Source organism: Thiosulfatihalobacter marinus (genome assembly GCF_016019955.1).
In the GTDB taxonomy this organism is placed as follows: Bacteria; Pseudomonadota; Alphaproteobacteria; order Rhodobacterales; family Rhodobacteraceae; genus Shimia; species Shimia marinus_A.
The window spans coordinates 105,616-128,165 of the sequence record NZ_JAECRZ010000010.1 but is presented as its reverse complement, the minus strand read 5'-3'; the positions used below and the strand labels follow the sequence as shown (position 1 = coordinate 128,165).

The 22,550-nt window shown below is 57.4% G+C and carries 27 protein-coding genes; 11 read left to right on the top strand and 16 right to left on the bottom strand.

All coding sequences use genetic code 11. The features are described 5' to 3' along the window. Positions 1 to 84: 84 nt before the first annotated feature. The 7 genes from motA to I3253_RS14905 all read left to right on the top strand — a co-directional run bounded on the left by motA (position 85) and on the right by I3253_RS14905 (position 8,269). Positions 85 to 843 (top strand): flagellar motor stator protein MotA, encoded by a 759-nt coding sequence (gene motA, locus I3253_RS14935; protein WP_232272172.1) that lies wholly within the window; start codon positions 85 to 87, stop codon positions 841 to 843. Next, on the top strand, positions 840 to 3,101 hold the full coding sequence (locus I3253_RS14930) for a tetratricopeptide repeat protein (protein ID WP_197918675.1): 2,262 nt from the start codon (positions 840 to 842) through the stop codon (positions 3,099 to 3,101). The genes motA and I3253_RS14930 overlap by 4 nt, the downstream gene beginning before the upstream one ends. 61 nt (positions 3,102 to 3,162) lie before the next feature. Next, the gene (locus I3253_RS14925) at positions 3,163 to 3,918 is read left to right on the top strand and encodes a lysozyme family protein (RefSeq protein WP_232237075.1); all 756 of its coding nucleotides are present in this window, start codon (positions 3,163 to 3,165) and stop codon (positions 3,916 to 3,918) included. A gap of 1 nt (position 3,919) precedes the next feature. Then, positions 3,920 to 6,007, top strand: a complete 2,088-nt coding sequence (gene flhA / locus I3253_RS14920; protein ID WP_197918674.1) for a flagellar biosynthesis protein FlhA — start codon at positions 3,920 to 3,922, stop codon at positions 6,005 to 6,007. Further along, positions 6,004 to 6,777, top strand: a complete 774-nt coding sequence (locus I3253_RS14915) for a flagellar biosynthetic protein FliR (protein ID WP_197918673.1) — start codon at positions 6,004 to 6,006, stop codon at positions 6,775 to 6,777. Before flhA ends, I3253_RS14915 begins: the two co-directional genes overlap by 4 nt. Then, positions 6,774 to 7,859, top strand: coding sequence for a flagellar type III secretion system protein FlhB (gene flhB, locus I3253_RS14910; protein ID WP_197918672.1), 1,086 nt, complete (start codon positions 6,774 to 6,776; stop codon positions 7,857 to 7,859). Before I3253_RS14915 ends, flhB begins: the two co-directional genes overlap by 4 nt. Beyond that, positions 7,856 to 8,269, top strand: coding sequence for a hypothetical protein (locus tag I3253_RS14905; protein ID WP_197918671.1), 414 nt, complete (start codon positions 7,856 to 7,858; stop codon positions 8,267 to 8,269). Before flhB ends, I3253_RS14905 begins: the two co-directional genes overlap by 4 nt. A 10-nt stretch (positions 8,270 to 8,279) precedes the next feature. On the opposite strand, the gene I3253_RS14900 is transcribed toward I3253_RS14905, so the two are convergent. Genes I3253_RS14900 through I3253_RS14860 form a run of 9 tightly spaced genes read right to left on the bottom strand, consistent with a single transcriptional unit; the run spans position 8,280 to position 12,799 of the window. Next, positions 8,280 to 8,777: a flagellar basal body-associated FliL family protein gene (locus tag I3253_RS14900; RefSeq protein WP_197918670.1), complete on the bottom strand. Its 498-nt coding sequence runs from the start codon at positions 8,775 to 8,777 to the stop codon at positions 8,280 to 8,282. A gap of 12 nt (positions 8,778 to 8,789) precedes the next feature. After that, the gene (flgH, locus tag I3253_RS14895) at positions 8,790 to 9,521 is read right to left on the bottom strand and encodes a flagellar basal body L-ring protein FlgH (RefSeq protein WP_197918669.1); all 732 of its coding nucleotides are present in this window, start codon (positions 9,519 to 9,521) and stop codon (positions 8,790 to 8,792) included. Positions 9,522 to 9,532: 11 nt separating this feature from the next. Continuing rightward, positions 9,533 to 9,952, bottom strand: coding sequence for a flagellar basal body P-ring formation chaperone FlgA (flgA, locus tag I3253_RS14890; protein ID WP_197918668.1), 420 nt, complete (start codon positions 9,950 to 9,952; stop codon positions 9,533 to 9,535). After that, positions 9,952 to 10,737: a flagellar basal-body rod protein FlgG gene (gene flgG, locus I3253_RS14885; RefSeq protein ID WP_197918667.1), complete on the bottom strand. Its 786-nt coding sequence runs from the start codon at positions 10,735 to 10,737 to the stop codon at positions 9,952 to 9,954. Before flgG ends, flgA begins: the two co-directional genes overlap by 1 nt. 16 nt (positions 10,738 to 10,753) lie before the next feature. After that, positions 10,754 to 11,467, bottom strand: a complete 714-nt coding sequence (locus tag I3253_RS14880) for a flagellar hook-basal body complex protein (RefSeq protein WP_197918666.1) — start codon at positions 11,465 to 11,467, stop codon at positions 10,754 to 10,756. Positions 11,468 to 11,469: 2 nt separating this feature from the next. After that, complete coding sequence (locus I3253_RS14875; RefSeq protein WP_197918665.1) at positions 11,470 to 11,739, bottom strand: flagellar biosynthetic protein FliQ; 270 nt, start codon at positions 11,737 to 11,739, stop codon at positions 11,470 to 11,472. Beyond that, complete coding sequence (gene fliE, locus I3253_RS14870) at positions 11,739 to 12,029, bottom strand: flagellar hook-basal body complex protein FliE (protein ID WP_197918664.1); 291 nt, start codon at positions 12,027 to 12,029, stop codon at positions 11,739 to 11,741. The genes I3253_RS14875 and fliE overlap by 1 nt, the downstream gene beginning before the upstream one ends. Positions 12,030 to 12,040: 11 nt before the next feature. Then, the gene (gene flgC / locus I3253_RS14865) at positions 12,041 to 12,427 is read right to left on the bottom strand and encodes a flagellar basal body rod protein FlgC (RefSeq protein ID WP_197918663.1); all 387 of its coding nucleotides are present in this window, start codon (positions 12,425 to 12,427) and stop codon (positions 12,041 to 12,043) included. 24 nt (positions 12,428 to 12,451) lie between these two features. Continuing rightward, complete coding sequence (locus I3253_RS14860; protein ID WP_232237076.1) at positions 12,452 to 12,799, bottom strand: FlgB family protein; 348 nt, start codon at positions 12,797 to 12,799, stop codon at positions 12,452 to 12,454. 124 nt (positions 12,800 to 12,923) lie between these two features. Between I3253_RS14860 and I3253_RS14855 the strand changes: the two genes are divergently transcribed. Next, a complete protein-coding gene (locus I3253_RS14855; protein WP_197918684.1) occupies positions 12,924 to 14,285 on the top strand; it encodes a FliI/YscN family ATPase in 1,362 nt (453 codons plus the stop codon). Here I3253_RS14855 and I3253_RS14850 read toward each other — a convergent pair. The 6 genes from I3253_RS14850 to I3253_RS14825 all read right to left on the bottom strand — a co-directional run bounded on the left by I3253_RS14850 (position 14,266) and on the right by I3253_RS14825 (position 17,962). Continuing rightward, positions 14,266 to 15,054, bottom strand: a complete 789-nt coding sequence (locus I3253_RS14850; RefSeq protein WP_197918661.1) for a DUF1217 domain-containing protein — start codon at positions 15,052 to 15,054, stop codon at positions 14,266 to 14,268. The two genes, I3253_RS14855 and I3253_RS14850, sit on opposite strands and share 20 nt — an antisense overlap. Next, positions 15,051 to 15,455: a flagellar biosynthesis repressor FlbT gene (gene flbT / locus I3253_RS14845; protein ID WP_197918660.1), complete on the bottom strand. Its 405-nt coding sequence runs from the start codon at positions 15,453 to 15,455 to the stop codon at positions 15,051 to 15,053. The genes I3253_RS14850 and flbT overlap by 4 nt, the downstream gene beginning before the upstream one ends. Further along, positions 15,452 to 15,832: a flagellar biosynthesis regulator FlaF gene (gene flaF, locus I3253_RS14840; protein ID WP_197918659.1), complete on the bottom strand. Its 381-nt coding sequence runs from the start codon at positions 15,830 to 15,832 to the stop codon at positions 15,452 to 15,454. The genes flbT and flaF overlap by 4 nt, the downstream gene beginning before the upstream one ends. A gap of 72 nt (positions 15,833 to 15,904) precedes the next feature. After that, the gene (locus tag I3253_RS14835) at positions 15,905 to 17,119 is read right to left on the bottom strand and encodes a flagellin (RefSeq protein WP_197918658.1); all 1,215 of its coding nucleotides are present in this window, start codon (positions 17,117 to 17,119) and stop codon (positions 15,905 to 15,907) included. A gap of 209 nt (positions 17,120 to 17,328) precedes the next feature. Then, positions 17,329 to 17,688 carry a flagellar protein FlgN gene (locus I3253_RS14830; RefSeq protein WP_197918657.1) on the bottom strand — a complete coding sequence of 120 codons (360 nt, stop codon included), beginning with the start codon at positions 17,686 to 17,688 and terminating at the stop codon, positions 17,329 to 17,331. Then, entirely contained in the window at positions 17,678 to 17,962 is a 285-nt protein-coding gene (locus tag I3253_RS14825) for a rod-binding protein (protein ID WP_197918656.1), read from the bottom strand. Before I3253_RS14825 ends, I3253_RS14830 begins: the two co-directional genes overlap by 11 nt. A 112-nt stretch (positions 17,963 to 18,074) precedes the next feature. On the opposite strand from I3253_RS14825, the gene I3253_RS14820 reads away from it, so the two are divergent. The 3 genes from I3253_RS14820 to I3253_RS14810 are packed head-to-tail and all read left to right on the top strand — an operon-like array spanning position 18,075 to position 21,320. Next, a complete protein-coding gene (locus I3253_RS14820; protein WP_197918655.1) occupies positions 18,075 to 19,709 on the top strand; it encodes a flagellar hook-length control protein FliK in 1,635 nt (544 codons plus the stop codon). 8 nt (positions 19,710 to 19,717) lie between these two features. Beyond that, positions 19,718 to 20,389 (top strand): flagellar hook capping FlgD N-terminal domain-containing protein, encoded by a 672-nt coding sequence (locus I3253_RS14815; protein ID WP_197918654.1) that lies wholly within the window; start codon positions 19,718 to 19,720, stop codon positions 20,387 to 20,389. A 58-nt stretch (positions 20,390 to 20,447) separates the two neighbouring features. Further along, positions 20,448 to 21,320, top strand: a complete 873-nt coding sequence (locus I3253_RS14810) for a phosphotransferase family protein (RefSeq protein WP_197922488.1) — start codon at positions 20,448 to 20,450, stop codon at positions 21,318 to 21,320. A 59-nt stretch (positions 21,321 to 21,379) separates the two neighbouring features. Here I3253_RS14810 and I3253_RS14805 read toward each other — a convergent pair whose 3' ends face one another. Beyond that, on the bottom strand, positions 21,380 to 22,465 hold the full coding sequence (locus tag I3253_RS14805; protein WP_197918652.1) for a polyamine ABC transporter substrate-binding protein: 1,086 nt from the start codon (positions 22,463 to 22,465) through the stop codon (positions 21,380 to 21,382). Positions 22,466 to 22,550: the final 85 nt, after the last annotated feature.

Below are 22,550 nucleotides of genomic sequence, written 5' to 3'. Positions count from 1 at the left end.
ATACCAGGCCGGATTACGCTTCATCCTACTGGAATCCTGTAAGAACTTTTTGATGAAACGGCAAAGCAATTGCGACAACTGGCCATGATCGGCGGAGCGGCCGTGGGCGCGTTCTTGCTGAGCAATGATCTGGCGGCGGTAAAGCATACGGTGCGCGACATTGGAAAAGTGTTCAAAGGCCCGAGATGGAAATCCGAGGATTACAGGGATTTGCTGTGCCTCCTGTACGAGTTGATCAGGCTTGCCCGCCAAGACCCGATCGCGATCGAAACGCATGTAGAGTCACCGCTGGAATCTTCGATTTTCTCCAGATACCCGCGCATTCAAGCCGATCGGGAATCGGTGGAGCTGATCGCCGATACAATGCGATCAGCGTCCATGAATTATGACGATCCGCACCAGGTAGAAGAAGTTCTGGAAAAACGGATGGAGGCCAATTTGCACCATGCAATGCACTCCAGCCACGCCTTGCAAACCGTCGCGGACGGGCTGCCAGCCCTGGGGATCGTCGCGGCCGTCCTTGGTGTGATCAAAACCATGGGGTCAATCGACCAACCTCCTGAAATTTTGGGGAAAATGATTGGAGGCGCGCTGGTTGGAACCTTTCTGGGCGTTTTCCTCGCCTATGGTTTGGTCGGGCCGTTTGCGGCCAAGGTGAAAGCCGTGATTGAAGAGGACAGCCACTTTTATCAACTCATCCGGGAGGTGCTGGTTGCGAACCTGCACAATCACTCGGCCAATAACTGTATCGAAGTTGGGCGGCAGAACACTCCAGCGCATTGTCGACCTGATTATTCGGAACTTGAAGAGGCAATCAAGCAGGTAAAGAAGGATGCGGCATGACGCGCGTTTTGTTGCTGATACTGACGCTCTTGCCGGCAACGCCGGCCGTTGCCGTGCCGGTAAAGATTCAGTCAGGCGAGCATGACGGCTTTACCCGGCTGGTGTTCGAGCTGCCCGAAAAAACCACGCCCTGGACGGTATCAGGTCAAGGACGGCGCTATGAAATCGCCGTGGATGGCGAAGATATAGATTATGTCACAAAAGCAGTATTCAACCGGATTTCCAGATCGCGCCTTGCCGCTCTTGTCCAAACGAAACGCCGAAATAGACTGGTCCTTGATTTGAACTGCGAATGCCGCGTTCGCACTCAGCCGTTTGGCGAGCGTTACCTTATCCTGGATATTGTCGATGCGCCGGAAGGGCCTAAAGAATTCCAAACGAGGCAATATTCGTTCGGATTAAAGCCTGTCGTACCGTCCAGAGACATGCGTTTTCGCTTTTCGCCCAAGCGCGACGAAGTGGTTTCTCGTTTGGGCAAACCGACGGCAGAATTGATAGATGAAACACTGTCGCCCACGCGATATCTCAAGCGGGTGATGTCACTCAAAACAAGTCAACAAGAGCTTTTGCAAGAGCTCGGCCGGGCGGTTTCCCAGGAATTCTTGCAGCCGGTTTTGAAAAACGAACAGATCCGCCGACCACCGGCGAATAGTGACTCAACAAAAAGGGCAGTGCCGACATTGGAGCCGGCGAGCGTTGCGCAGGAAAAGGCTCCGTCAAACATGACAACGTATTCGACTACAAATTTTGATAATTCCCTCCGGGTCAATGCCTTGAGCGGACTTGAAAGAGACTGTGTGCCGCCTGAAGAGTTGGACATTGCGTCCTGGGCAGATGATACCCCGGTGTCGCAGCAAATAGCGCCCCTGCGATCGCGCCTTTACGGAGAGTTCGACCAGATCGACGGGGCGGTCGCCCGGCAGCTGGCGCGGCTTTACCTTCACTACACATTTGGTGCCGAGGCCCGGCAGGTTCTCTCTCTAGGGAGTTTCGAAGACGAGGCAACCTTGCGCGATCTGTCAAATGTTGTGGACGGTGGCCCTTTTGACTCGTCTGTCCTGGCTGAACAGGCCGGGTGTCCCGGAACAGGTACCTTCTGGGCAGTTCTGGCAAATGCGGATGCACTTAGCGACGAAAACGTGCAGGACGTTGTCAGAACATTCAATGAGTTTCCACGCCATTTGCGGGAAGTTTTCGCGCCGCGACTGTCTGTAAAACTGGCGGAATTGGGACATGTCGAGGCCGCAGAGTTGGTGCTGAATGCGGTCGAACGGGTAACTCCCGACCCCGAGCCGAGTGTGCAATTGGCAAAGGCAAATGTCGCACGTATCCAAAACGATCCCGACACGGCATTTCAATCACTGTCAGAGTTGACCAGCGGAAATTCGGACATCACTCCTCAAGCTCTGGTTGACCTGATTGATCTTCATGTCGAGCGTCAGTTGCCGCCCGACAAGGATGTAATCTCGCTTGTGGGCGCGTTCGCGGTTGAGCATGGCGCTGCGCCGATCGGCATAGAGTTGCGACGCGCGCATTTCCTGGCCCGTCTGGAAGGGGCTCAATTCGCGCAAGCACTGAACGTTTTGGACGAAGTTCAGGCCAAGGACGGGGCCGAACAGGCAAAAACATTGCGCGACATATTCGGCCTTCGATTGGCAGAGCGGGCAAGTGATTTCGAATTTGTCGCGCTCTTGGTGCGCAATGAACTGACAAGGCCTGAAAGCTTTTCGGCACAGGTTTCCCTTGAGCTTGCAACACGGTTTTTCGATCTAGGGTTTTTGCAAGAGGCGCGCCAAATGCTGCAATCCACGCAAGAGCTGGTTGGTTTGCCGGATCGGCGAATTCTGCTGGCGAAAATTGCAATCGAAGACGGTTTTCCCCGACGGGCCGAGGCGGCCTTGTTGGGACTGGAAGGCGATGTTGCAAATCGTCTGAGAGCCGAAGCGCGACGCCGGGCAGGCGACCATTCTGAAGCAATGGAAATCTACAGGCAATTAGGGGATACGGCAGAAGCAGACAGGCAAGCCTGGCTGCAATCAGATTGGCCAGCCTTGGCGAATTCAGAGACAGTCATCTATCGTGATGTGTCCCGATTGACCAACACGCCAGGGGTGTCTGTGGCACCCGGATTGGCGGAACCTTTGTCGTCGGGTGTTCTGGCGCGAAATCGCGGGCTGCTGGATGTCAGCGCAGACACAAGAACGACCCTGACCGAATTGCTGCAACTGCACAGAGGCCCCGGTTTGGAGAGTAACTGACGCTTACCAAATCTCAATAGCTGACGGCTAAAGTCGAGATCGGATAGCGAAAGGCAGTCTCATGAAGCGAACTCGCGGACGCCAGAAGGGCGTTACATGTTCACGCAAGGCTTTTTTGCACGCCGGTTTGCAGGTGTTAACGGCTTTGGTCTTTGGGTTGGCATGGCAGGGTACAGCCGTGGGCGAAGTAGCGCCGGCATGCGATCGTGCTGCGCGCATAGCGGCCGCCGAAACGGGCGTTCCGGTCAATGTTCTTTTGGCGATCACCCGCGCTGAAACGGGACGTGCGGAAAACGGGCGGCTCGTCCCGTGGCCGTGGACGGTGAATATGGAGGGCAAGGGGGCGTGGTTTCCGCAAAAGGCGGATGCGCTGAACTTTGCTCAAGATCGCTTTGATGCGGGCGCGCGCAATTTTGACGTTGGCTGTTTTCAACTCAACTATCGATGGCACGGGCAAAATTTTGCCGATATCGGCCAAATGTTTGAACCGATTGAAAATGCCAGATATGCCGCTGACTTCCTTTCGCGGCTATTTTCAGAAACAGGAGATTGGTCGAAGGCGGCCGCATCGTATCACTCCCGCACGCCGAAATATGCGGATCGCTATCTGGCGCGTTTCAACAGGATTTTGGCGCGGTTGCCGGACGGCCTGGTTCCTGCAAGCGCGTCGCCGGGCAATGCAACGCCGACTGCTGCGATCGAAGCGGGCGACAATCGGTTTCCGTTTCTTCTGACCGGCCGGAAACCTGCCGGGTTCGGATCGCTGGTGCCCTTGGCCAACCGGAAGGCACGGCCAATGTTCAGATCGGAGGGTTGACATGCCGGTTTCGACAATCCGAGTCCTGTTCAGTCCGACGGTCCTTCTGGCGCTCGCCCTCATGGCGATAATCGTCATGATGATTTTGCCGGTTCCCGCCTGGGTCCTAGACATAGGTTTGGCGGGATCCTTTGCGCTCGCCATCCTAATTTTCACGGTCACATTGTTCATCGAGAGGCCATTGGATTTCTCGGCATTTCCCACGGTTCTCCTCGCGGCACTGATGCTCCGGCTGTCGCTGAACGTGTCGTCCACAAAGCTGATCATCGGGCAGGGTCACACCGGAACCGCCGCCGCGGGCAATGTCATCGAAGGATTCGCCGATTTCGTCATGGGGGGCAGCGTCTTTCTTGGTCTGGTCGTGTTTGGCGTCCTTCTGATTGTCAACTTCATGGTGATAACAAAAGGGGCAGCGCGCATGGCGGAAGTCGGTGCGCGTTTCGCGCTCGACGGAATGCCGGGAAAGCAGCTTGCCATCGACAGTGATATGTCGGCCGGAGCGATTGATCACGCCGAGGCCAAGGCGCGTCGAGAACGTGAACAACAGGAAACAACATTCTTTGGCTCGCTGGACGGGGCATCAAAATTTGTCAAGGGGGACGCAATTGCCGGTCTGCTGATAACGCTGATGAATCTGGTGATGGGATTGATCATGGGCGTCGTCGTGCATGGGATGCCGATGGGGCAGGCATTTGAAACATATGCAATTCTTACTGTGGGCGATGGTCTGGTAACGCAGATCCCCGCCGTCATCATTTCGATCGCATCCGCCTTGCTATTGGCGCGCGGCGGGGCGACAGGTTCGACCGATCTGACCTTGATCCGGCAATTGGGCAGCTACCCGGCGGCACTGGCGACAGTATCGGTGCTCATGGTTTTGTTTGCCCTTGTGCCGGGTCTGCCATTTGTTCCCTTCATTGCGGGCGGCGCGATCCTTGGCGCCTCTGCGTTGTTCATGCACCGGGCCCGCGATTCGGCAAAAAGTGAGCCACAGGATGATCACGCCAATGCCACGGTTCCACACGAGAAGCCGATAGCAGACGTTCTGGATCTGGACGACATCCATGTCGAGTTTTCCCAGGATCTGGTGTCGCTCGTGCTGGACGGCGGCACCGGGCTGGATGCGCGGATCGCAAACATGCGCACGCATATTGCAAGCGCCTATGGTTTGGTCATGCCGGAGATACGATTGACGGATGACCCGTCCTTGCCATCGGGAAGCTATGTGATCCGCATTCAGGGTGTCATGCAGGCGCGCGCAACATTGCATCCGGAAAAGATGCTGGTTCTGAAGCCTGAGCTGAACAATGCGCTGCCCGATGGCGCGGATGTGAACGAACCGGTCTACGGCGCCCCGGCACGATGGATTGATCAACGAGACCAGGAAGCCGCTGCTCTTGCCGGCGCGACAATCGTTGCGCCAGGCGAGGTACTGGCAACTCATCTTCTGGAAACCATCAAGGCCAATTTCGGTCGGCTTCTGACTTTGAAAGCGTTGCGCCGCATTCTGGATGAGATGACAAATCTCAGCGATCCAGTCCGGGCAGAGGCAAACCGCAAGATGCTTGACCAACTGATTCCCGAAAAGGTGCCAATGGATTTATTGCACAGGGTTTTACGGTTGCTGCTGAACGAGCAGGTTTCAATCCGCAACATGTCACTGATTCTCGAAGCCACGGCGGAAGCACGGCAAGTGCATGTCTTGCCAGAGGCGATTTGCGAACAAGTTCGGCAGCGGTTGGGTTTCCAACTGGTTGCTGACCTGAAACGCGACGATGGAACAATCCCGCTCGTGCAACTGGCCCCTGAATGGGAAGAAACGTTCACCACGTACCAGATCGATGGTGAAAACGGCGCATTTGACGTGGCCTTGCCGCCAGATGTGTTCAATACGCTGACTCAATCCATTGGCGATCGGATGCGTGAAGCAGCGGATCGCGGGATATACCCAGCTCTGGTTTCGTCGACGCGCCGGCGCCGGTTCCTGCGAACGGTCATGAGCGCGAAGGGAATCACCAATCCGGTGTTCTCTTTCGAAGAAATCGGCCTGGAGGCGCGCCCTTCGCTTGTTGGCCTGGTGGCCGCGTGATTGCCGTGGCGCAAGAGCTTCTCGGGCTGTCCCAGCAGGCGCTCTGGCATTCATTTCTAGTTTTTCTTCGTGTCGGCGCCGCGGTTTCCTTGTTGCCGGCATTTGGCGAGCAAACTGTACCGTTACGGGTCAAGCTTGGTTTGGCATTCGCGTTTACGATGATTGTCGCGCCCGCAGTGGATACCGCCGGGCCTTCCGACTTTCAACTTGGATTGATGGTCCGGTTTGTATTCGCGGAAACGGCCAATGGCCTGGTTTTGGGTATTGCGGTTCGAATGTTCGTGTTGGCGATGCAGACCGCAGGCGCAATTGCCGCACAGTCCACATCGCTTTCGCAGCTTTTGGGCAATAGCGCGGCCGAACCTTTGCCAGCTATCGGCCATATCCTCGTGATCGCCGGTCTTGCCCTGGCTGTGACAACCGGATTGCACCTGCGCGTCGCGGAATATCTTGTCATGTCCTACTCAACCCTTGCGTTCGGGCGTTGGCCGGGCGTGGATTGGGTGTCGCAATGGGGCGTTGCGCAGGTCGCAAGAACCTTCGGGATGGCTTTTCAACTGGCGGCGCCGTTTGTGATCGTTTCGGCTCTGTACAATCTGACATTGGGTGTCATCAACCGCGCCATGCCGCAGTTGATGGTTGCGTTTGTCGGGGCCCCGGTGATCACATTGGGTGGCCTGGTGCTTTTGGCGCTGGTGTCGCCGGTCGCGCTTACCGTATGGGTGGACGCGCTCAATACATTTCTTTCCGTCCCGGTGGGCACCAAATGAATGGCGCCCAGGACGAAAGCGAAAAGATTTTCGAGCCGACGCCGCGCAAGCTTGAGCAGGCCCGGCGCAAGGGGGAAGTCGCCAAGTCGATGGATCTGTCGGTCACGGCCAGTTATCTGGGCCTTTTTGTGATCTTGACAGTTTCCGGCGGCGCGTCGGTATCGCAGGTTGGCACTCTATTCTCGGTGCTTTTGGAGCAGGCTCATGAAATTGCGCCACTGATATTTGAAGGTGACCCATCCGCGCCGATTGGCGGCATGACGATCACCTTGGTGCGGGGGCTTTCGCCCTGGCTGATCGCCCCGGCGATTGCCGTTGTTGCCAGCATTCTTGCTCAACGCGCGTTTGTGTTCACCCCTTCGAAGCTTGAAGTGAAAGCAAGCCGGGTCAGCGTTATCCAGAACGCCAAGAACAAATTCGGCAGGTCGGGGTTGTTCGAATTTGCCAAGAGCTTTGTCAAACTTCTGCTTTATTCCATCTGCCTGGGTGTTTTCCTGAAGCTGCGTATGAACGTCATGGTCGGCGCTCTTCTTGCAGAACCGGCGATGGCGGCCGCTACTCTGGCGCGCCTTTTGCTGGAGTTGTTGTTGATCGTTACTTTGGTTTCCGGAAGCATCGGCGCCGTTGATTTTCTCTGGCAACGCCAGGATTACTTGCGCCGCAACATGATGACACGAAAAGAAATGGAGGATGAAACGAAAGAAGCGGAAGGTGATCCTCATGTAAAGCAGCAAAGACGACAAAAGGGTCAGCAAATTGCTTCGGCACAGATGCTGGCAGACGTTCCACAGGCGGATGTCGTGATCGTAAATCCAACGCATTTTGCGGTGGCGCTGAAATGGAGCCGTCTGCCAGGCGAGGCGCCGATTTGCGTGGCCAAGGGTGTAGATGAGATCGCTGCCCGAATTCGCGAGCGCGCGCAGGAGTTCGGTGTGCCGATCAGGCATGATCCACCCACGGCACGAGCCTTGAACGCCTCTGTCGAGATCGGCTCGGAAATCCCGGTTGATCTTTACCGCTCGGTAGCCGCAGCCATTCGATTTGCCGAGATGATGCGTCAAAAGGCAAAGGGGCTGGTGTGACTCCAAACGATCTGGAATCACTGCTGGAAATCGCACGTGCCCGTCATGACGCGGCGCAAGCCAAGCTACAGCCCGTCATTGACGAGGAGCGAAGATTGCGAAAGCTTTTGGGCGATCTTGCAAAAGACGAAGAAGTCGGACAATTGACTCTGGAACATGACATGGCCATTCGTTCCGTTCGAGGGGACGAAGCATGGTTGCGTTGGGTTGGGCGAAACAGGCGGTTGCTAAACATGCAGCTTGCGTCTGTTCTGGCCCGCAAGGAAGCTGTTTTCAGAGAGGCTCAGGCAACCTTTGGCCGGGTCGATATATTGCAGACACTTGTCCGAGATGCCCGCCTGAAATCGGTACGGAACTCGCAAAAGAGAGCCATGGCGCAAATTTTGGAGCTTCACCTTCTGCGTTCATAAGTACTTACCGCTAGACATCTTGGCGCGCGATATCCGTGATAAGGACATTGCTGACCAGATTGCCGGAGATTGTCCGGGCAACGTCACTCAACGTCTTGCGCAATGCGTCAAGTTTGCTGGAATTGGTAAAGGCACCCTGAAAGCCGCCAGCGTTGGCGTGATCAAACATGACCTGAAGGAGGGCATCGCGCAACTTCGGCTCACGCGCGAAAATAGTCTCGCGATCTCCTTCTCCAACCTCAAGGCTGAGCGACATCAGAACCAGAGAAGTTACCATTTCACCACGCACGACAGGAACGACAAACTGATTGGTCAACTTGACATATTCTCGGTCTGTTTCTTGCAAGATCACGGTTTTGTTCAGGGTGCTGTCGTCCGGTGATGTCTGACTGATCGCACATGGGGCTTCCGGCTCTGCGTCAATCAGGGGCGGGCGTAGTACAAGACCGGCACCGACGCCACCGCCGACGCCAATGGCTGCCAGTATGATTGGGAAAAGAAGCTTCATCTGAATCTCCGTCTAAAATGGCAGAATCACGTCCAGAATTTGCTGACCATAGCGCGGCTGTTGAACATCAGTGATCTGTCCGCGCCCCCCATAGGAGACCCGCGCCGACGCAATCTTGTCATAGGTGATCTCGTTCTGACGCGAGACATCTTCGGGGCGCACAAAGCCGGACACAAGCAACTCGCGCAATTCGAAATTCACGCGCAACTCCTGGCTACCCTCTATCGCAAGTACCCCATTGGGCAATACGTCAACGACCGTCGCGGCCACCCGAAGCGTAAGCTCTTCGCTGCGTCGCACGGAACCATCCCCCGCGCTACTGCTGGTCGAGTTCAACGCCACAGCCGGGTCGGTCGAAGCGCCTGCCGGAAGGTTTTGATTGATACGCTGCGGAAGCCCCAGAAGATCAGGAACGCTCAAGTTTTCAGACCCGCTCCGGCTGCGGGATGTTTCGTTCTTGATCTTGGCTTCTTCGTCGATTTCGATCACGACCGTCATGATGTCTCCTCGGCGCATGGCGCGCCGGTCCCCCAACAGCGATTGACGGTTGCGGCTCCATAGCGAGGCTTCCTCGGTTGTTCGCCGACCCAGAATAGAAGGCGGAAGCGGAGGATTCATCATTGCGTAATGCTCTTGATTATTTACGGCCGGCGAGAAATCCGGAGCCTTGCCGACATGGTCCAGCCTGGAGCAGGCCGTTAGCGCAAGGGTGCTTGCCAAGGCAACAATTCCAAGTCTTTTCATGCGCCGTCCTTTCAATTGGAAACTCTGATGGAGCCGTCGGGCAATACCGTTCCGTACACCGTGGCGCGCGAAGACAGGTTCATCACGCGCGCACGTTCGCCCGCACCCGCGCGTGACAGGGCGCGCCCTTCGGTGCTTATGGTCAGGCCATTGGTGGTGTAGACGAGCGGAACGATCTGATTTCGCTCGATCAGCGCGGGTGCGCCAATACTCCCGGTTTGTATGGGGCGGCCGGGGTAGATCGAACTGCGTGCTTCAAGCCCGATCACGTCGTTCGGGTCGGAAAACACGCCGGGTAGGTCGCCCTGTTTTACCGAAATCATGGCGCCCGAGATCACCGTGTTCGCCCGGATGACCTGAGTGGCGACGACAATTTCCGACGCTGCGGGCCGGGCGGCCACGAAGGCCAGAAGCAGAACAAGACTGCGCATCAGCGTACCTGGGTGGTGGCGGCCAACATCTGATCGGCTGCTGAGATCACCTTGGCGTTCAATTCATAGCCCCGCTGCGCTTCGATCAACTCCGTTACCTCGCGCACGGCGTCCACCGAACTGTCCTCGAGATACCCCTGTCGCAGCGTGCCAAGCCCGTCCTCGCCTGGACTGGCAACAACCGGTGCACCCGAGGCTTCGGTCTCCAGAAACAGGTTGGAGCCAATCGCTTCGAGCCCCTTGGCGTTGGTAAACCCGGCAAGCGCGAACTGTCCAAGCAACTGCGCCTCGGCGGTTTCCGCAAAATAGGCGTAAACTTCTCCGTCGGCATTGATGGAAATGCGCCGGGCGTCCGTTGGTATGGTAATTTCCGGCGCAACGGCAAAGCCCTCGGATGTTACGATCAATCCGTCCGCGCTGCGTTTTAGGGCACCGTCGCGGGTGTAGGCAGACTGGCCGGAGGGAAGCTCGATTTCGAGATAACCCCGGCCCTCGATAGCGATATCCAGATCTCCGCCTGTTTGTGATAGAGAGCCTTGAGCCAACTGCACAGTGATAGAGGACGGGCGTACGCCCAGACCGACCTGCACACCGGTCGGCAGAACGGAGCCGTCTGCCGCGCTGATCGCGCCCGCCCGCGAGACTTGCTGATAATGAAGGTCCGCGAATTCGGCCCGCCGGGCGTTGTAACCGGTCGTCGACATGTTTGCGAGGTTGTTCGAGATGGTTTCAACCCGCAATTGCTGGGCGCTCATACCGGTTGCGGCAATTTTCAGGGCACGCATGGCGGCCTCCTTTTTGTCAGCGAATGAATGTTTTCAGCGCGTTGCGCACCCGCTCGTTTTCGGCGTCGAGAAACCCTTGCCCCATTTCGTAGGCCCGTTGTACTTCGATCATTCGGGAAAGCTGCGAAATGGCATCGACGTTCGAGTCTTCAAGAAACCCCTGAACGAGGCGTCCGGCCTCGCTTGGCTCGGTATCCCCTTGGGGATCAAACATGACGGAACCGACACGCGCCATGGCCGCGGGGTCGGTAGGCTGAAACAGGCCGATTTGCGCTATTGGCCGACCTTCGGCGCTGATCGTTCCGTCTGCGGATACCCCCAACGTGCCAGCGTCAGGAGGAATGAATATGGCGGCGCCTCCGCTGTCCATGACAAGGTATCCCTGGGCCGTTACCAGGTTGCCTGCTCCGTTTGGCGCAAAGCTGCCCGCGCGCGTCAGGCGATTTCCGGCAGGAGTTTCGATCATGAAATACCCGTCGCCTTCGATTGCGAAGTCGAACGCTCCTCCGGTCTGAGTAAGCGTGCCCTGCGCCGTTGAAATGCTTGGCACGTTGGCGACTGCCATGGACAGGCTCGCCGTACCCGATGAGGCTTTTACAAATTCGGTGAAGGTGACGCCTGCCTGCCGAAAACCCGTGGTGTTCGCGTTCGCGATATTGTTGGCAAGAACGTTCATCTCGCGGGTCAGTCCTGACTGGCGGGCAAGCGTTGTGTAGATCGCGTTTTCCATCGTTATCCTCCGATGATCAGTGGAACGATCTGATCCTGAAAAAATGAGACAAGGGACTGACTCATGAAACCCATGGACGCCCAGAACACGACGACAATTGCCAGGAGTTTGGGAACGAAGGTCAGGGACAGTTCCTGGATCGAAGTCAGCGCCTGGAACAGGCCCACCGTGATTCCGGCTATCAAGGCAACGGCGAGAATCGGCACGGAAATGATGACTGCGATCCACAAACCCTGCCGCAACGTGTCAAAGAAGATGGCCTCGTTCATCATCAGACAGGCATTCGCAGTATTTCCTGGTATGCCTCGACCACCTTGTTTCGCACGGTTACGGCGGCTTCGACGGCCAGTTCGGTCTGCGCCAGCGCCTGGACCAATGCATGAGGATTGGCGTCACCGGTCATCGATTGCATGGCGATTTTCTCGCCCTCATACAAAGTACTGGCAAAGTCGCTTGCCAGATCAACAAGTGTAGAATTTTCACGGCCAGCACCGGGCAGAGGCTCTGTTACCGGTTTCGCCGCCGCGTAGTTCTGCGCGGCTGTGACTGATCGGATGTCCATTCTGGGTCTCCTTATTTGCGCAACAGTTCCAACAGGGAATCCGACATCTGTCGGGTCTGATCGAACATTTTCAGATTGGCTTCGTAGCTGCGCTGCGCTTCACGGGCGTCAGCGATTTCAATTATCAGGTCCACATTGGAGCCCTGGTAGTTGCCGTTTTCATCGGCCAGGGGGTGACCCGGGTCGAAAACGCTTTTGAGCTCTCTTTGATCCAGCTGTACCGGCCCAACAGACACGGATACGTCAGCAGAGCTCGGGTTGCTTTCGAATGTCACTGTCTTGCGCCGGTATCCCGGGGTATCGGCATTCGCGATGTTCTCAGAAACATGGCGCAACCGTGCGGCCTGTGCGCGAAGGGCGCTGGCGCTGAGAGAGAGTGCTGAAGAGAAATCTGTCATGAGTCACCGATTGATGGAGGTCGACTAAACGCGCCCCAGGGACGCGCGCAGAACATTGAGCGATGATTTGTAGATCGCCAGCGCGCGGTCGTTCTGGAGCTTGATGTTGACCGCTTTCATCATTTCTTCCTCCAGCGACACCGCGTTGCCGTTGGGAGATGTCTGATTGGGTTCCGAAAGGGTGCGAAAATTGTCCGCCGGGGCGGTGGCCTCAAAATGACCGGCGCGTGAACGGCGCATGCTGTTCGCCGCGGAACTTGTGGACACCACATCCTGAAACTTTGGCAGATCACGCGGCACGTATCCCGGCGTGTCGGCGTTTGCCATGTTCTGCGCAACCAATGATTGGCGGCGGGCGGCGTGGGTCGCCATGGCATATGAAACCTGGAATATTTCCAGCGATTTGAACATCGGGGCTTCTCCCTCGAGCAACATAAATCAAGGCTTAACCCTGATTCCTTTAGAAATTGTTTTCAGAAACCAAAGGGAGAGAACGATGGCTGCAATTGACATAGCCTCGATCGGTGCGGGATTGTCTTATGCCCAACGGGTGCGAGATATTGGGCGCGTCAGCTCTGTTGAGGGCAACCTTGTTCGCGTATTGGGCTTGGGGGCCGTCTGCCGAATAGGAGATCTCGTTCGGGTTTGGCGGCGTGAAGGTCCTGTTTTGACAGGCGAAATCATCCAATTGCATGGCGAGGAAGTAACGATGTTGCCGGATATGCCTCCGGACGGTGTTTCCATAGGTGATCGGGTCGCGCTGCGCAGCCGAACGGGGATTGCCCCGACGGATGGCTGGATCGGACGGATTGTCGATCCATTTGGGCAACCGCTTGACGGCGCTCCGCTTTTGCCGGGCTCCGAATCACGGGAATTGAAGGCCAGCCCACCCCCACCCGCGCAGCGGCGGGGACTGGGGGATCGTATTGAAACGGGAATGACGACATTCAACACCATGCTGCCCGTAGTACGCGGTCAGCGACTTGGGCTGTTTGCCGGGTCCGGGGTTGGAAAATCAAGCTTGATGGGGCGTTTCGCCCGTCAGGTGCAGGCTGATGTGGCGGTGATCGCGCTGATCGGAGAGCGTGGCCGTGAATTGCGGGAATTTGTGGAGAATGTCCTGGGCAAGGAGGGGCTGGCCCGATCCGTGGTGATTGCGGCGACATCGGACCAATCTCCCCTGGTGCGGCGGCGATGTGCCTGGGCTGCGATGGCGGTGGCGGAGCATTTTCGTGACCAGGGCAAACATGTTTTGTTTCTCGCCGATTCCATCACCAGGTTTGCCGAAGCCCACCGAGAGGTTGCGGTTGCCGCTGGCGAGATGCCCGCGCTGCGCGGATACCCGCCTTCGACGTCTCACATGATCATGGCGCTTTGCGAGCGCGCCGGTCCGGGCCGCGAAGGTCACGGCGATATTACCGCCATTTTCAGCGTTCTGGTGGCAGGGTCGGATATGGATGAACCGATTGCCGACATCTTGCGTGGCGTATTGGATGGGCATGTGGTTCTCGACCGCCAAATCGCCGAGAGAGGCCGGTTTCCCGCGGTCGATCTTTTGCGGTCGGTGTCCAGGAGCCTTCCTGCTGCCGCAACAGACAGGGAAAATGCCCTGATCAGTCAAGCGCGACGGCTGATAGGCAGCTACGAACAGTCCGCGACGATGGTTCGTGCCGGGCTGTATTCGGAAGGCTCGGATCCTGCTTTGGATCTGGCGATCCGTGCCTGGCCTGAGTTGGACGAATTTCTGGGGGAAGCCGGCCACGTGTCGGTGGAAACAGCATTCTCGCGGCTTGGTCTGATCCTGCGGCGCGCCGGCAGCCAAGGGGCCTCTCGGATGATCAGCTCTGGAGAAGTGTGAGGGCGATTTGCCCTGAATTCATGCCGATGTTGGTGTCAATCTGCGACATGAGAAGAAATCTCTGGATGAGAACATCGCGGGAAGCTTCGCTGTCAAACTGCGTGATCTCGCTGCTTCCGGAAAAGCCGGACAGGCGATCGCGGAAATCCTGCATCTGTCGATCCAGATCAAGCTGACCAAAGGCCGGCGGCAGGCCCAGAGCAGTTTCAAAAACCGACCGAAGCGGCGGTGACCCCATGATCGTGTACCACTTGGCCGCGTCACTGCTGCTGGAAGACGCAATCTCTTCCAGTTCACGCGCGGCATTTAGAGCAAGGCGGAACGATTCTTCCTGATCACCCACGGAAATTTCGAATTGCCGCGCCTGATATGCGGAGACGATGCGATCCGGAAAATCCGAAAGCTTGGTAGAGGGTGTGGCAAAATCGCCAAATCCGAACGCTTTCGAGAATTTGGCGTATCGTGTATCCGCCAGTTTGTTGGCAAGCGCGTCGGCGGAAAGCGTGCCTTCTTCCAGAATTTTACGTATGAAAAAACTGTTGTCGATGTCGGCGCCCAACCCGAATGCGCCAAGGGCGACGCGCAAGAGGCGGCGATCCGAGACTAGTTGCTCGGCCGTGTCGATTTCACCTATCTTTTTGGAAAAGTAGTCGGTGTCGCGTTGCAGCGCGGGTGATTGTTCAAAGGCGGCGGACTGTGCTGGGAGGGTGCGCTTCAGGAACGCCCATCCCGTCAGCCCGTTCCCGGCGATGATGGGTTGAAAGCTCATGCCGGTCGGACCGCCAAAAACCGCTCTTCCCGCGGCAATAGCGTGCGCAACGCCTTTAGGCCCTGGTAATGCCGCCCGTCGACGATTGATTGAGTGGCCAGCGCCAGCTGCGTACGGCTGTCGATGTCGGTTAACACCTGACTCAACTCTTCTATCCGCCGGAGCAAAGTCAATTCGACATCGTCAGGATTGGAATCCCCTGAAAGAACAAGCTGCAATGCGTAGCAGGCGCGTTTGACGGGCGTATTGGCTTCGTAGGGGTGGATTGCGTCGCGCAGCCGCAGAATATTTGCGTTTGGTGTCATGATGGACAGTCGGCTGCGCCGGTCGCCATTTTCGATCACGGCGCCGTTGACCAGAACGCGCTCCTTGGGGCTGAGTTTCAGAACAAGCCCGCTCATGCTGCTTGGACTCCGTTGTCGCGCAGTCCCCGCAGCACGGCTGTGTTCACTTCCAGAAGGGGCCGCACCGAGGCCTTTCCCGCCAGAACCTTTTGACTGTGGTGATGAGTGAACTCTGCCAGATAGAACAGCTGAGCGCGCAGCGGCGTGGGAAGTTCGTTCGCCACATCGGCAACATCAGCCGCCAGAATGGTCCATAGTTGACGGTTTTCATGCAGCGCATGCACAAGATCGGAAAAACCAGAAGTGCCCTTCTTGGCCGAAGATTTCAATCGGTGTGTGACCCGGGCGATCACATCGTATTCGAGCTTGCGCGGCGTACGTGTCGGGGCAGAGGCGCGGGCATAGGCCCGCTGCGCGAGGGTATTGGGTGTCACGGAATGTCCTTCCTGTGGGTATTGGAACTCAACGGGTGTTCGGGCGCGCGCGAACGCGCGCCCGTAGTTCTGTTACCGGAAGAGCGACAGGATTGACTGTGGCGCCTGATTGGCGATCGACAGAGACTGCGTTGCCAACTGTTGCTGCACCTGAAGTGCCTGAAGCCGCGCGGAAGTTTCTTCCATATCTGCGTCGACCATCGAACCGATTCCGGTTTTGAGGGAATCGGTCAGCTTGCTGACAAATTCGGACTGTGTGGTGATGCGGTTTTCGACCGAACCGAACGCTGCGGCGGCATCGATGGACGAGTCGATCAGAGTTTCGATGGAGGCCAGAGCCGACGCGGCGCCAACACTGTTTGAAACGTCGATTGCGGCCAGTGCGCCCAATCCACCGGAACCGGCATTCACGAACTGTCCACTGACGGCCAGGTCGACGGTACCGTTGTTGGTAAAGTCGAGGGTTCCTGCGCTGCCGCTGTCATAGTCGACCACAAGATCAGCGATCCCAAGGGAATCGATGGCGTTCTTGAGCCCGACCGCAACGAGATCTGAGGGCGTTGTCGCGGCGGCATCATCCGCGGTAACCGTGTAACTGGCCACCTGATCACCGATGCGGATTTCCACACGGTCGCCTTCCGCAAAGGCCGAACCGGCCGAATCGTCGATAACAATATTGTCGTTACCCCCCCCCTGATCGAGCGAGAGCACCACGGTATCGCCGTCAGAAGACGGGGTGCCGCCGGACGAGCCGAAAATGTCGTTGGCCGTATAGCCGCCGGTCGAGAGATCCTGGGCGCTGACAGTGATCGACGATGCCGAGACATTGCCCGAAGAATCGCGATCGAGAGATGCAAGAACGCTGGCGCTGGCGGTTGAGCCGTCTACCAGGTTGAGGCCGTTGAACTGCGCTGCCCCCACAACAGAGTTGATCTGATCCTTGAGAGCGGTGACATCTGCGTTCAGTTTTGCGCGATCAACATTGTCTTCCTGGGCCGCGACAATCTTGGTCTTCATTTCGGTCAACAGGTCGGTGACCGTTTCAGCGGCCTGACGTGCGACCGCAACGGTCGATTCTCCCAACGACAGGCTTTCCGAGATGGACTTGAACCCGCTGACATCGGATTCCATCACTTTCGAAATCGCCCAGACAGCCGAATTATCCTTGGCCGCCGACACGCGCTTGCCGGTTGAAATCTGATTCTGGGTGTCCGCCAGATTGGCGTTCACGGATTTCAGAGTTTGCAGCGCAACCATTGCGCTGTTGTTTGTCAGAATGCTGGACATGGCATTTCCCTTGATAGGTTCGGCGCTTTGCGCCGGTTTCAGAATGCGCGCCGAGAGGCGCTCAAGACTGTCTTTCTGACATGTGCCATCCGGCTATCGGCCCGGTGTGGCGCCACCCTTGCGGATGCGGGATCACCATGGTCCTTCAGTTGCTAAAGGAGTGCTAAACTTGCCCTGACAAATACCGAGTATTTGACACAAATCCGCTCTTAGGCGCGCCGTTCCAGATGGGTGGCGCTCTTTGCCGAGACCCGAAGAACCTGCCCTTCGCTGTCGTATGTATCCAGGGAGTCGCGCACGCGGCGCAGCGCGGCCACCCGCTCCGAAACCGAGCGGATACCGTCGAGCGCGGCATCCAGGAGCGTTTGGTTCCTCAGTGTTTTTTGTTGCAAGCCAGCAAGATTGTCGCCGGCGTCAGGCCCAAGTTGGGTAACCTTTTCCAGCAGAGCCTGTTTCCTGGCCAGAAGAGCCGGTAGATTATCCAGAGCCCCATCCATCAAGGCCGCCTTTTCGTCATCCAGCAGCGTGTCCAGGTCGCGAAACAATTGCGTGGCCTTGTCAAATGTCATCGGTTTTCTCCTTGAGTGCGTTGAAAAAGGCTTCGGTCAATCCCAAGCCGCCGGACTGCACCATGGCGCGCGCCTGTTCCAGCCTGAGAAAGGAGGCGAATTGCTCTTCGCCCGCACCGCCTCCAAATCCATCCCGCGGTTTCCCCAGACCGGCGGACTTGAGCATTTCAGCCAGAAAGTTTGTCTCCAGCTCCTGCGCGGTTTTGCGTAAAACCTGATCGGAAGGTCCGGGTGATCGGGTTGGCGGCACAGCCGCGTTGACTGGGAGGATCATGGCAATCTCCAATTTGAAGGATTTTTTCCAGTCTGCTTTGAAACGGGTAAAGAAGTGGTAAGGATGACAGGTGCATGATCGTGGCTTCAGAGGAAGAATTCCCGGAGATCCGATGCAAACCCTCCCCAAATTCCCCCACTACCAGGTTGCGGCTGATGGCCGAACAGCGGCGTCTGTTCCGGTGGGTGGGTCCGTACCGGATGCAACGGGGACTCAGGCGTTTGGATATGTCTACGAAGAGGCTGGCGATGCCGAAATCGAATCGTCTCAAGCGCGTGAAGATGTGGAAGTCGCGAACGGGCAGGACGCCGAAACCTCTGTATCCGATGGTAATTCCCAAGCTCAAGAACAAGGGAACGAGGCGCTGCCCGGATCGGAATCGAGACCCGTTATCGGGCAGAGTGTGAACACCCTCTCGTCTGGTGACACAGAAACCCGATTGCCGGGAGAGACAATTCAAGCGTCAATTCCTGACAGCACTGGCAGCTTTTCGTTGAGCCGGTTTGGGTCGTTGCCCGATCCAACCGTTCAGATATCTGACGGCGGCGGTATGACACGGGATGCCGAGCCAAGCGGGCGTTTCGAGAGTGGCATTCCGGCACAGATTCTGGCAGGCGCCGTGACCACAAACCAACCAGGCCGGGGCGATGCGCCAATTACGGCGCCGATAGGGGCGGATTTGCAGACTCTTGTGTTGAAAGCTGCTCCTGACGATATCCCAGGAGTTGGCAAGGAAGCGGCGTTGGTTGAGGGCGCGCAAGGCAAACAGGAGGGTATCAAAGGAATACCCTCTTTCGATCCTGCCCAGCCGTCTCCTCAACAGACTGCCAAGGATGAAAGTGCGCGCAACAATTGGGCGCGATCGGCAGGTTTTTCGGAAAAGCCGGCGCGCGCGGGGGTCCCGGAATACGGTCAGTCCACACCGAGACCGACACCGGACGATATCACGCTCCCGGAGGCAGGCGGTGCGTCGGAGCGCGACGCCAAGACTCGGGTCGCAATGGCGCGACCCGGGATAACGTCGCAAGGCTCACTATGGTCAGCAGATGCGGTGCCACCCAAACTTTCGGATCAAAGCCTGCCGATCAGGGAAACCGCCCCTTTCGGGGCGTCCGGTGATCAACCGGCGCTCGCGTCACGCGAGCCGCGCGCTTTTGTTGCCGGATTGCAGGCTCTGAGCGCGCATTCGGTCCGGGTAGTTTCACCAACGGTGAGCGGGCGTGCGATCGAATTTGTTCCGGGCGGGTTTGATCAACGCATGATCGCCACTGACGAATCGGGTTTCCCTGCTACAAGTGCTGTTGCGGTGCCATTGGAGGCGGCGAGCGTCGCGCGCACCGGCTCGCAGGCTTTGACAAACCCGACAATCGTCATCCGTCAGGTGGCAGATGCAATGGCGGCAGCCAAGGATCAGAGTATTGAGCTGACCTTGGACCCACCGGAACTGGGGCGTGTTCGAATGTCCATGTCAGAGCAGAATGGCATTTTGAATGTGGTGATCGATTCCGATCAATCCACAACTCAAAGCTTGATTCGCCGACATCAGGAGATGCTTCGACAAGACCTTTTGGCGTTAGGATACACCGGCGTTTCCTTTGCCTTCGATCAGGGGCGACAGGACAATTGCAAGGACAATCCACCGGCGTTCGAGTTGGCCAGCATTGAAGCGGCGCCCGATGCCAATGATGAAATCATGTTGCAGAGCCGGGAAACCCTGGCCGTATCGGGTGTGGATATCCGGGTTTAGGAGAGAAGATGACGATATCAGCAATTGGCACCACTCCGTCGGCGACTTCGGGGCAACCATCGGCAACGAATACGCAGGGCGCGACTGCGATAAGCTCGGATTTTGAAACGTTTCTGCAAATGCTTTCCGTGCAGATGCGCAATCAGGATCCGCTTAACCCGGTCGATTCCAGCGAATACGCTGTACAATTGGCGACATTCTCTTCCGTCGAGCAGCAAGTGTTCACCAATGATCTGCTTACATTGATATCGGCGCAGATGGGGTCTTTGGGAATGAGTGGGCTGGCAAGTTGGGTTGGCATGGAGGCCCGCGTGACAGCGCCCGCCGCTTTCTCGGGCGAACCCATTGATGTTGTGCCGCGTGTGGAATCGCTTGCCGATGCGGCCTTTGTCCGCGTCCTGGACGAAACGGGCAACGAGGTACAACGGTTCGCCATTGATCCCTCGGACCAGGCTTTGCGCTGGACAGGGGCGGGAGACGATGGGCAACCCTTGCCCGATGGAAACTACAGTTTTGAAGTTGAAAGCTGGTCCAATGGCAAGGTTCTGGCCACATATCCGGCCGATGTTTACACCCGCATTACCGAAGCGCGCGGCGGTTCCAACGGGATGATGCTGATTGCGGCGGGCGGAGTAGAGTTCCTGTCGTCACAAGTTATTTCCTTGCGGGAGCCGAGCTGATCCTTGAAAGGGTCTTCGGGACGCACTAGCGTCGCGGCGCCAACTTGCCGTGAGCGTCATGACCCCCGATCCAACATCCACACCGCCTCCGGAGATTATCGCCGCGCTTTGTGAGCAATGGCCAGGCGAATTGAAGGAATGGCGGCGGTTGGCAGGCGGGCGCACGAATGCCACCTGGCGTGGTCAGGGCGTGAATGGCGATGTTGTGGTGAAACTCTACAGCGGAACGCGGCGCAACCCGCTGTTTCCGAATGAGCCTGACGCGGAGGTGAAAGTGCTGGAAGCACTCGCCCCGCTTGGCTTTGCGCCGCGGTCCGTTTTCGCCTTCCGGTCAGGAATTGGTCGTTGTGTTGCCTACAGGTACTTGCCTGGTGACATGTGGCGCCACGATACGCGAAAAGTAGGCCGCCTTCTCAGACGCCTGCACGGAATAGCGCCACCGGGCGGGCTGCGTCGTTGCCCGGACGGAAGTGCCGCCCTGTTGGATCATGCGAAACGAATTCTTTCGAGGTGCAGGCAGCACGGTGACCTGGCGCGACTTCGACCAAGTCTTGACGTGTCGCCCTCGGGCAAAACCGCCTTCTTGCATGGCGATGTTGTGCCCGGGAACCTGATTGTCAGCGAAAGCGCTTTGTGTCTGATCGATTGGCAATGCCCGGGTATCGGCGACCCGTGCGAGGACATTGCGGTCTTTCTATCGCCGGCCATGCAAAAGGTGTATCGCGGCGCCCCGCTGAGCGCCGCAGAAATCGAGCGATTTTTCGAAGGGTATGATTGTGCAACCATCAGGGCGCGCTATGTCGCGCTCGCGCCCGCGTATCATTGGCGGATGGCGGCCTATTGCCAATGGCAAACCGAAAACGGCCAGCCCGATTATGTCGAGGCCTTGCGCGAAGAGCGGGCGGCGCTGGAGAGCAGTCGAGCCGCGTGAATTTCCCCGCAAAGCGGAACCTTGCGGGGAAACGAATGGTCGTTACGACACAGGCGCGTTCAGGTGCCCGACTTGATCTTGGTCCACATCCGCGTCACGACGCGCTGAGTCTTGGGCGGAAAGGGTGTGGTTGTGTAGAGATTTTCAAGCGTCGCCTCGTCGGGGTAAATGGCAGGATCGCCTATCACATCCTCTTCCAGAAATGGCTGGGACGCCATATTTCCATTCGCATAGTAGACATAGTTGGATGCCGCCGCCATGTTCTCGGCATCCATGATGAAGTTCAGGAATTTGTGCGCAGCGTCCGGGTTTGGCGCATCGACGGGAATCGCCATCTGGTCGAACCACATCAAGGCCCCCTCGGCGGGCGCATTATAGGCGATCTCGACACCGTTTTCTGCCTCCCACGCGCGATCACGCGCCTGGAGAATATCGCCGGACCAACCCACGGCCACGCAGATATCGCCATTGGCCAGCGCGTTGATGTATTCCGAGCTGTGGAATTTCTGAATGTAGGGGCGCACAGCGGTCAATACAGGCTCGGCCTTGGCAATCACGTCCTGATCGTGACTATCCGGATCCTCGCCAATATAGGCCAGCGCGGCCGGGATGATCTCGTCCGGGGCATCGAGGAACTGCACGCCGCATGCGGCCAGCTTTTCCATGTTGGCCGGATCGAACACCAGGGAAAGCGAGCCGATGGGGGCGTCCTCTCCAAGAATTTCCGTTACTTTCTCGATGTTCACGCCGATACCCGTGGTGCCCCACATGTAGTTGATCGAATATTCGTTGCCCGGATCATATTTTGCGGTTCGCTTCATGATCACATCCCACATGTTGCCCATGTTGGAGAGCTTGGACTTGTCCAGCTTCTGGAATGCGCCGGCTGCGATCTGGCGCTGAAGGAAGGTTCCGGATGGGACGACAACGTCATAGCCGGATTTACCTGCCAGCATCTTGGTCTCCAGAACATCGTTGCTGTCGAAAACATCATAGATCAGCTTGATGCCTGTCTCATCCTCGAACTTGGCCAGCAACTCTTCGTCGATATAGTCGGACCAGTTGTAGACTCGAACTTCCTCGGCCTGTGCCGCCAAGGCGCTCAGGGCGATGCCCGCCGTGAGTGTGAAAAGGGTCTTTTTCATTTGGATCTCCCGTTGGTGTGCCAGCCTGAAGCCGACGGTCTTGTGTGGGATTAATTTGATCAAGTTTTTGCGATATGGCAATATG

Excerpts from the sequence above, each read along its gene's own strand:
- motA (WP_232272172.1), top strand. The coding sequence starts at position 85 with ATGATCGGCGGAGCGGCCGTGGGCGCGTTCTTGCTGAGCAATGATCTG.
- I3253_RS14930 (WP_197918675.1), top strand. The coding sequence starts at position 840 with ATGACGCGCGTTTTGTTGCTGATACTGACGCTCTTGCCGGCAACGCCG.
- I3253_RS14925 (WP_232237075.1), top strand. The coding sequence starts at position 3,163 with ATGAAGCGAACTCGCGGACGCCAGAAGGGCGTTACATGTTCACGCAAG.
- flhA (WP_197918674.1), top strand. The coding sequence starts at position 3,920 with ATGCCGGTTTCGACAATCCGAGTCCTGTTCAGTCCGACGGTCCTTCTG.
- flhB (WP_197918672.1), top strand. The coding sequence starts at position 6,774 with ATGAATGGCGCCCAGGACGAAAGCGAAAAGATTTTCGAGCCGACGCCG.
- I3253_RS14900 (WP_197918670.1), bottom strand. The coding sequence starts at position 8,777 with ATGAAGCTTCTTTTCCCAATCATACTGGCAGCCATTGGCGTCGGCGGT.
- flgH (WP_197918669.1), bottom strand. The coding sequence starts at position 9,521 with ATGAAAAGACTTGGAATTGTTGCCTTGGCAAGCACCCTTGCGCTAACG.
- flgA (WP_197918668.1), bottom strand. The coding sequence starts at position 9,952 with ATGCGCAGTCTTGTTCTGCTTCTGGCCTTCGTGGCCGCCCGGCCCGCA.
- flgG (WP_197918667.1), bottom strand. The coding sequence starts at position 10,737 with ATGCGTGCCCTGAAAATTGCCGCAACCGGTATGAGCGCCCAGCAATTG.
- I3253_RS14880 (WP_197918666.1), bottom strand. The coding sequence starts at position 11,467 with ATGGAAAACGCGATCTACACAACGCTTGCCCGCCAGTCAGGACTGACC.
- I3253_RS14875 (WP_197918665.1), bottom strand. The coding sequence starts at position 11,739 with ATGATGAACGAGGCCATCTTCTTTGACACGTTGCGGCAGGGTTTGTGG.
- fliE (WP_197918664.1), bottom strand. The coding sequence starts at position 12,029 with ATGGACATCCGATCAGTCACAGCCGCGCAGAACTACGCGGCGGCGAAA.
- flgC (WP_197918663.1), bottom strand. The coding sequence starts at position 12,427 with ATGACAGATTTCTCTTCAGCACTCTCTCTCAGCGCCAGCGCCCTTCGC.
- I3253_RS14860 (WP_232237076.1), bottom strand. The coding sequence starts at position 12,799 with ATGGCGACCCACGCCGCCCGCCGCCAATCATTGGTTGCGCAGAACATG.
- I3253_RS14855 (WP_197918684.1), top strand. The coding sequence starts at position 12,924 with ATGGCTGCAATTGACATAGCCTCGATCGGTGCGGGATTGTCTTATGCC.
- I3253_RS14850 (WP_197918661.1), bottom strand. The coding sequence starts at position 15,054 with ATGAGCTTTCAACCCATCATCGCCGGGAACGGGCTGACGGGATGGGCG.
- flbT (WP_197918660.1), bottom strand. The coding sequence starts at position 15,455 with ATGAGCGGGCTTGTTCTGAAACTCAGCCCCAAGGAGCGCGTTCTGGTC.
- I3253_RS14835 (WP_197918658.1), bottom strand. The coding sequence starts at position 17,119 with ATGTCCAGCATTCTGACAAACAACAGCGCAATGGTTGCGCTGCAAACT.
- I3253_RS14830 (WP_197918657.1), bottom strand. The coding sequence starts at position 17,688 with ATGACATTTGACAAGGCCACGCAATTGTTTCGCGACCTGGACACGCTG.
- I3253_RS14825 (WP_197918656.1), bottom strand. The coding sequence starts at position 17,962 with ATGATCCTCCCAGTCAACGCGGCTGTGCCGCCAACCCGATCACCCGGA.
- I3253_RS14820 (WP_197918655.1), top strand. The coding sequence starts at position 18,075 with ATGCAAACCCTCCCCAAATTCCCCCACTACCAGGTTGCGGCTGATGGC.
- I3253_RS14815 (WP_197918654.1), top strand. The coding sequence starts at position 19,718 with ATGACGATATCAGCAATTGGCACCACTCCGTCGGCGACTTCGGGGCAA.
- I3253_RS14810 (WP_197922488.1), top strand. The coding sequence starts at position 20,448 with ATGACCCCCGATCCAACATCCACACCGCCTCCGGAGATTATCGCCGCG.
- I3253_RS14805 (WP_197918652.1), bottom strand. The coding sequence starts at position 22,465 with ATGAAAAAGACCCTTTTCACACTCACGGCGGGCATCGCCCTGAGCGCC.